Here is a 7,332-nt window from a genome sequence, read left to right on the forward strand (position 1 = left end):
CCAAACCTTTGAGCCCCTTACGGAAAGCAGAATAATTAAAGATCTTTCAGGCCTGATCCTTTTGGCTTCAGCTTAATTTTCCCGTTCTTGGCTTCATAGGCATCTATCAGCTTGGTGAAAGCCAGAATATACACTTCCTGGTAGTCTACTCCTTCCATAAAGGCTATTGTCTTTAGTTTTTCAACCACCTCAGCCGGTACAACTTTGATATTTATTTGAGCCGTCTCGCCTTCGGGTGGGGCGGTTTTCTTTCTTGGTGCCATTAATAGAAATTTAAGTAAAGATAGTTATTCTAATTAATTATTATAATCTGATAAAATACCTAACTATAAAACTATTTATATAAATATATATTGTCTATATTTACTTAAAATATAGTTTATGAAATCTGCAATCCTTAACAACAGCCAATTTATTGAGCTGGCAAAAAGCATTTCCGAACGGTATAATGTAATTGAGCTAACAGAAACCTTGATGGATCTCCCAGGGCTGTTATATGACCACATTTGTGAACGTGGTATAGACAAATCGGAGCCATCATTTTTATTTGTGGCTAGCTTATCCAAGGCTATATTCGTTTTGAATATCGGCGAAAGAAAATCTGCCATTGTTGATTGCGGAGAAAGACTGCAAGAAATGTTCGATATCCACGGAACCAAAGAAGCCGATGATTCAATCAAGGCAGTAAATGCCTCTATTTTTCATTATTTTTCTAGTGTATTGGTCCACCGGGATGAAATTGAGAAATTGATGCATGTTATCAGTTGCCTAAATGAAGTAAATATTCTCTTTCATAATGTAAAGAGTCTCGAACAAACACAACTTGCCTAAATTCAGGTATGGCTAAGACAAATAAAATACAGAATACAGACAATTCGATTCAGGAGCAAATTGATCGGTTGGAGTCGATAATTATTCACTCTGAACTGATCATTAAAGAAGCCCGGGAGTCAATAAAAAAACTACAGGACGTACGGCCGGGTGTGTCTACACCCAGCAATTTTCATGCATCCGCTTCCGCTGCCCTTATGAAAAGAGAACGATTTATTCAACGCTCCATTCAGAAAAAACATCAAAAAAAGTAATAATCATGCAAAACATATCTTTAGAATCTATCGCCAATATCAGAAACGAACTATTTAGCAGGGAAAACACTGAATCCATACATGAACGACTGGATTACATTGTCTTAGCTGCATTAAAAAACCAAGACGGACTCTTTAATTCTGATGATTTCTGGCTAGTGCTTAAATTAAAGAAATTGGTAGTACTGATGGACCCGGAAAACAGGTAATTTTAATAAAATATATGATCGTGCCCTGCAGCCGAAAAATTAAATTATGTGGTGGAAAAAAGACCATAATCTATTAGATGTTCCAGATAAGGTATTTGAATCCCTTTGCGATACTTTCAACACGCTCAGTGATGAAACTATTTTATCGTGGATATTTGGTACAGACGAACAAAACCTGCCTGGGCTTTTTTATCCTGTAACAAGGGAAATAAATGGCAAGAATTTTGAATTTGGGTATAAATGGAAAAAGAATCACCATTGGGTATTTCAAGATAAAATAAATGAACTTATTTATTTGTGTAGTGATCAGCTTCTGCGGGTGTGGGAGCCGACAATAAAACTTAAAGAACCAGAGGAAGAAACGATGGATGAGCTAAATAAAACAATTCATAAGATTCATGCAGAGGTAAATCATCCAGAAATATTTTTAGGTTTTTCTGCAAGGGGGGAAATGAATACATCCCTATTTAACTTTCCCAAGAATAATGGATGGTCGTTCCGAATATTATATACTACTGATCTGACGTTGCCTTTGGAACACTATTTGAATTCGAGACCAGAATCATTTAAACGTATAGCCCAAGGTATAAACTTAAAGCAACGGGAAATTTGGTGTAAACAAAGATTAGACCAACTTAGTAGTAAAATCCCTGTTTTTTATGCAAAGTATAGCCCCATCAGTATAAGGCCTAGATCCGCAGCTCTATTTTGCCGATATCATTCTCAATTTTCAATCGAATTTCTTGTCAACGAATCAAATAAAAAGACAATTGCATTGAAAACCGGTTTGGGTACAAATGCAAAGAGGTGCCAGCGCTTTTTTAGTGCATATCTCAACGATTATTCCTGTGTCCCCGAGAGCCCGCCGGTCAGAAAATTCAAATCGTATTCACCAAAAGCAATTGTTGAAATAAAAAGAGACCTAGAACAAGTAATTGAAATGCTAAAGTCTATTAATTCTCCAGCTATTCAAATGGCTGAATCGCACCTGGAATTCATAAAAAATACTTATTAAGTGTTAATTCATTAATCATTGGGGACAACAAAGGACATCATGTCCATATGTTCATAAAAGACCTTTACACCATCAAACGTAAAGGTCTTTTTTATGGTAAATCCCTTCGATGTAATTCTGGAAAGAATCAATGGCCTGGAGGATCTTATTATGACCCAATCCATGGCAACCACTAAAGAACCACCCGCTGAAATCATTGATCGCAATGAACTGCAGAAGCGATTAGGGCTAAGCGAGGTGTCAATTATGAACTGGGAAAAGAAAGGCAAGATCCCAAATTTCAGAATTGGCGGGGCCGTCCGCTATAATTGGCCGAAGGTTATTGAGGCATTGGAAAGCAAGGGAGGTAAGAAATGAGGCCGTTTATAGCCCTGGGGATGAATGTAAACAACATTCGTTTACATATAAAAGATTGTAAATGAGTGTTTTGCAAATTCAGGAAGGTAAAGCAAAGTTGCCCGATCCTACCCAACTATTAAGGGAGTGCATTGGGGATCCATTAGAGCGAGTTTTCATCCCCAATTGGTACAATAAACCGGAGCCAGTGCCGTGTATGCTTTCTCTTGGAGGTTACGGATTTCTGAATCATCAAAATACTGCTGCCATTATTGCCAATCCTGGATCTGGAAAGAGCAGTCATATGGAAGCCATTATTGCAAGCTATTTGAACCCTGAATGTGATAGTTTGGGGTGGGATGTAGGTCCCGGATGCAAAGGTATTGTCCTTATCGATAACGAAATGACGGATGCGGATGTTTGGAATAATATGTACAGAACTGCTAAACGGGCTGGCTTGGAAGTGGGTGATCGAATGGATAATGTTCTATTTGCTGGATTAAGAGCAGTGCCAAGGGTGGAAGAACGCCTTGAAGTGGCTGAATACCTGCTGGAAAACAACCCTTGTAGTATTCTATTGATTGATGGTGCCGGTGATTGGGTTCGTGATACTAACGACCTGGACCAGGCCATTGAATGCAGAACCCGGATGCGGGAATTAACAATCAAGTATAATATTTCCATCCTTTCAACTCTTCACCCCAACCCGGGAAGCACAAAGCCGCGCGGTCACCAGGGTAGTGAAATATGCCGGGAAGCTGAAAGTGTTGCTCTGATCAAATCAGTGGAAGGGGATGCCCGCATCATTACAACGGATTTCGACCATGGTAAAAACAGGCACAACCCCAAGTTAAGTGCCGGCTTCCGGTGGTCAGAAATGTACGGAATGTTTGTATCAGAAGATATCGATGAAGTAATGGCAACACAGAAAAATGTAAAGGATTCAGGAAAAAGAACGGCGGCCGAAATAATGGCCAGGGTGATACTAAACGGCCAGAAGGCTTTAAAGTACTCCGAACTAGTGAGGGAAATCATGGATAAGTCTTCACAGAGCGAGCCGACCGCCAAGCGTAGAGTGAAGGATATGGAGGGATGGGGGATCATTAATAAAGTGGATGATTATTACCGATTAAGTAGTTAAAAATGCAATTAGTATCAAGGTATCAAATAGTATCAAAACAGGTATCAATGATACCTAATGGAATGGTATCATCACCCCCCTTATATATAGGGGGTGATACCATGATACCAAATTCTGACCCTGAAAGGTATCAATGATACAAACACAGTAATTATGGAATGGCTTTCAACTCAAGTATCAATTTATTCATCACTGCGGGATGCGGTGGGTAGGCCTGCAACCCTAAGGGATATTATTTTGGGTGATTCACTAAATGATTTTGATTCCATCCTGGAATTGCGGAGGCTGGACCCATCAAGTCCAGATTATGATTTGCAGTCAAAAGCTATAAAAGCCAGGTTGCAAATGTTTTCCCCTTCTGCTCTTTTACGCTCCCGGAAAAATGATCCCTCTCAGGTGGTCCATCATTCCCGCATCCTACAGCTCGATTTTGATTCAAAGGATGTTTATCAATATGATCTTTCCGAACTCAAGCAATGTATATTCTCTTTGCCCTTTATAGCCTATTCTGGTCTTTCCTGCTCAGGCCGGGGTATTTATGCCCTTGTTGCAATTGCAGAGCCGGAACGGCAAAGAGAATACGCAGAACACCTATTCCAGGTATTTGCTGAATATGGCATCAAGGCTGACACCAGCAAGGGCCGAAATGTGAACGATTGCAGGTTTGTCTCCTGGGATCAAAATTATTTACTTAGGGAGGATCCTACACCTTTAAAAGTAAAGCGCTTACGAACGGAAAGACAGAAATCCACTTATGGAAAATTCACACCCTTCCAAAGCGGACCATACCCATCAGGCGGTCTTTTACAGACCCAAGTGGCAAACGTTCTTAATGCCCAATGCGGGCAGCGGTGGGAAACGGTTCAACGGGCTGCCTATACGCTTGGAGGCACCCAGGATCAACAGGCACTGGATGGGATAATTCAGGCCATATACAGCAACCCCCAATTCCAAGGCCAGGAAGCGAAATATATCAAGTGTGCACAGGATTGCTTCAATGCCGGCACTCAAAAACCTTTAACCCGATAAGCATGCAGATACCAACAATCAAACAATTCAACCGGTGGACCCTGCAGAAGAAAATAGCATGGGTGAAAGCTGAGGCAGTTGGCGAAGATGCGGCACCCGGCTTAGGTGGCTTTCTGATGTATCCTGATCAGGATATGGGTATTCGATATATCACTGATCAAACAGGAAGGGTAACCGGTGCAACGGCCATGAAACACAGGGACGCAATTGCGGCCATGATTCGCGGGGCGGAACTGATCAAATCTATTTATCCAACTCAAATGAATTAATAATGAAATCAGCCATTTTGGTAAGGTTATATTCTCCCTCTCTCCAACATTCAAAAACTGAACAAACTAATTATCAACTATTTATAAACAGCAACGTCAATATTGTAGTAAAAGTGTAGTAAATACTATGAAGAATCTATGGTGTGCCAGAGAAACCTGTTATAAACTATCCCGGCGGCCATTATTTCAAAGCATAAAACCAATCAGTATGAATAAATATGAATTAACCAGTCAGGCGCAAATACTTGCGTCCGGATACAATAAGGGGATTGTTACTGTAAACTACGATGACGATGGAATTACAGTAATATTTGGGAAGAAATCCCAAAAAATAACCCCTGGCACCTTTCGTTCCCTGGATGATTTCAGCAGATGGTTCCAGGAGAAAGCCAGGGATATCAGGCAAAAAAGGAGACTACTGGATGAGCTTTCACGGGAAATACAATATTCATCCTGGGTGTATTGTCAGGAGATTCAAGAGGATTTTGTACTTACACTGAAATGTGGCAGCATAAAGCAGGTGTTTAAGATAATTGCCAAAAGCGAAGTGCAGACAGAGGCGCCAAAGGGTTGGATCCTATTGCATGATATCGAACAGTACCACGACTGGCTATCAAAATCAATAGAAAAAGCAATCAAGGAAATGAGAAAGGTTCCCGGATAGCTACCGGGCGGTTACGGATTCCGGGTGAATGTATCCGGAATCCACTTTATAAAAAAACATGAATGATATGCCTCAGAAAAAAGGAAATACAGGAAATCCAAATGGACGGCCAAAGGGATCCAGAAACAAGGTTTCAGGTGAATTGCGTTCCATGATCAGCGAATTTCTGGAAGGTGAATTTCAAACCATCAAGAGAGAGTTTAAACGGCTATCTGCCAGGGACAAGGCAAAGCTTTATACTGATCTATTAAATTACGCATTACCGAAACTTCAATCTACTTCATTGGGCTTTGATTTTGATAATATGAGTGATGAGCAACTAGATAAAATAATCGAATCATTGAAGGAATCAGCAAAACAAGATGAATAGAGAACAAAAAATAAAGCTCCTAAAGGCCATTCAGGAAGGTAAGGCTCCTATAAATGCCGTGGTTCCCCAAAGACAGGTGATAATAATCTCTGGTTATCCGCCAGACTCAGAAGAGCATAAGCAATGTGTAAAGGACTACGAAGAAAGTAAGGATGATTCTCTTACTGCTATTGTTGAACACAAGTATCAGTATGGATATATAAAAAGGAGAGAGCTATAAAATTTAACATAGGACAGAATGATATATGTTGTTTCAATATAGTTATAAGCTATAGTAATTAAGTAAATTTATTAAGCAATAAACTAATGAATTCACCCACATTTTATAATTCGTTTTTTGACCTTCCAGTATATAACCTGAAGTATTTCTTAAACGATGAAAACCATCAATACTTAATAATTGATGGAACTCCAACAGATAATGAATTTCTGGCGGTTGTGGAATCGTTCGAAGCTGATTATGAAACTTTTTGCAATGGCGTTAATAAGTACATGGAGTGGATATATAGATGCATTGATTACAATAATCATTTTTTGCTGGATATGTTTATTTCAATCAAAACCATCCAATTGAACTTTGACCCTCATATTGCTAAAAGAATATCCTTGTACTTAGATATTGATGGTGATTTGTCCGCAAAAGGAAACCAAAAAATTACAGATGCTGAGATTTCCGAAAGAGGTCGAGTTCTTGGATTATGGAAAGAACATTTTCGGCCATTTATGACCGCTGAGGCCCCTTGTCTTAAAGGATATAGCCCGGTGTTAGATTCTGATGATGATTATTTCATTAAAAGATTTGACGGAATTACCTTCTTTCTATCGCAAGAAACCAATAAAAAGTATCCGCATGAAACCACGACAACGGGGCAATTACTTGAGGTAATAAAAAAATGTACACCTCAATCCGAAAACCATCTTTTTATAATTTCAAACAAAGTTTATGGCTGTTGAATTAATCGAACAATATGTAGACAGGGAGGCATTTGCCAGTGATACAAACTTCATCAAATCCCAACTGAAAGAAGTCGCAGACGCTTATACAAATCTTGCAAAACAGCGAGTTTCTCTTTCATACAGTGACGCATCAAAGAAAGTAACCGAACAATTAAAAAGCTCAAATGCGGCGCTTGAAAAGGCTGTACGTTTAAACAACCAGGTAGCTACTACGGTGCTAAAAACTCGCTAAAGCAAAACAGGCGGAGGCCGACCGC

At 39.6% G+C, this 7,332-nt stretch carries 13 protein-coding genes; 12 read left to right on the plus strand and 1 reads right to left on the minus strand.

The genetic code is table 11. The annotated features are described in order from the left end of the window. Positions 1 to 35: 35 nt before the first annotated feature. A complete protein-coding gene (locus tag A1D16_RS00445) occupies positions 36 to 263 on the minus strand; it encodes a hypothetical protein (protein WP_290706630.1) in 228 nt (75 codons plus the stop codon). Between the two features lie 118 nt (positions 264 to 381). Here A1D16_RS00445 and A1D16_RS00450 point away from each other — a divergent pair, with 118 nt between their 5' ends. The 12 genes from A1D16_RS00450 (at position 382) to A1D16_RS00505 (ending at position 7,307) form a co-directional block, all read left to right on the plus strand. Continuing rightward, a complete protein-coding gene (locus A1D16_RS00450; RefSeq protein ID WP_290706632.1) occupies positions 382 to 831 on the plus strand; it encodes a hypothetical protein in 450 nt (149 codons plus the stop codon). Between the two features lie 8 nt (positions 832 to 839). Beyond that, positions 840 to 1,085, plus strand: coding sequence for a hypothetical protein (locus A1D16_RS00455; RefSeq protein ID WP_290706633.1), 246 nt, complete (start codon positions 840 to 842; stop codon positions 1,083 to 1,085). Positions 1,086 to 1,340: 255 nt separating this feature from the next. Then, positions 1,341 to 2,309 carry a hypothetical protein gene (locus A1D16_RS00460; RefSeq protein WP_290706635.1) on the plus strand — a complete coding sequence of 323 codons (969 nt, stop codon included), beginning with the start codon at positions 1,341 to 1,343 and terminating at the stop codon, positions 2,307 to 2,309. A gap of 93 nt (positions 2,310 to 2,402) precedes the next feature. Further along, positions 2,403 to 2,666 carry a hypothetical protein gene (locus A1D16_RS00465; RefSeq protein WP_290706637.1) on the plus strand — a complete coding sequence of 88 codons (264 nt, stop codon included), beginning with the start codon at positions 2,403 to 2,405 and terminating at the stop codon, positions 2,664 to 2,666. A gap of 283 nt (positions 2,667 to 2,949) precedes the next feature. Beyond that, a complete protein-coding gene (locus A1D16_RS00470) occupies positions 2,950 to 3,786 on the plus strand; it encodes a hypothetical protein (protein ID WP_290706639.1) in 837 nt (278 codons plus the stop codon). Positions 3,787 to 3,939: 153 nt separating this feature from the next. Beyond that, positions 3,940 to 4,815, plus strand: coding sequence for a BT4734/BF3469 family protein (locus tag A1D16_RS00475; RefSeq protein WP_290706641.1), 876 nt, complete (start codon positions 3,940 to 3,942; stop codon positions 4,813 to 4,815). Between the two features lie 2 nt (positions 4,816 to 4,817). Further along, on the plus strand, positions 4,818 to 5,084 hold the full coding sequence (locus A1D16_RS00480) for a hypothetical protein (protein WP_290706643.1): 267 nt from the start codon (positions 4,818 to 4,820) through the stop codon (positions 5,082 to 5,084). A gap of 208 nt (positions 5,085 to 5,292) precedes the next feature. Beyond that, positions 5,293 to 5,748 carry a hypothetical protein gene (locus A1D16_RS00485; RefSeq protein WP_290706645.1) on the plus strand — a complete coding sequence of 152 codons (456 nt, stop codon included), beginning with the start codon at positions 5,293 to 5,295 and terminating at the stop codon, positions 5,746 to 5,748. A 67-nt stretch (positions 5,749 to 5,815) separates the two neighbouring features. After that, on the plus strand, positions 5,816 to 6,118 hold the full coding sequence (locus tag A1D16_RS00490) for a DUF5681 domain-containing protein (RefSeq protein WP_290706647.1): 303 nt from the start codon (positions 5,816 to 5,818) through the stop codon (positions 6,116 to 6,118). Continuing rightward, complete coding sequence (locus A1D16_RS00495; protein WP_290706649.1) at positions 6,111 to 6,338, plus strand: hypothetical protein; 228 nt, start codon at positions 6,111 to 6,113, stop codon at positions 6,336 to 6,338. Before A1D16_RS00490 ends, A1D16_RS00495 begins: the two co-directional genes overlap by 8 nt. A gap of 86 nt (positions 6,339 to 6,424) precedes the next feature. Then, entirely contained in the window at positions 6,425 to 7,072 is a 648-nt protein-coding gene (locus A1D16_RS00500; RefSeq protein ID WP_290706651.1) for a hypothetical protein, read from the plus strand. Further along, a complete protein-coding gene (locus A1D16_RS00505; protein ID WP_290706653.1) occupies positions 7,062 to 7,307 on the plus strand; it encodes a hypothetical protein in 246 nt (81 codons plus the stop codon). The genes A1D16_RS00500 and A1D16_RS00505 overlap by 11 nt, the downstream gene beginning before the upstream one ends. The last annotated feature ends 25 nt before the right edge of the window (positions 7,308 to 7,332 follow it).

Source organism: Flavihumibacter sp. CACIAM 22H1 (assembly GCF_001601815.1).
In the GTDB taxonomy this organism is placed as follows: domain Bacteria; phylum Bacteroidota; class Bacteroidia; order Chitinophagales; family Chitinophagaceae; genus Flavihumibacter.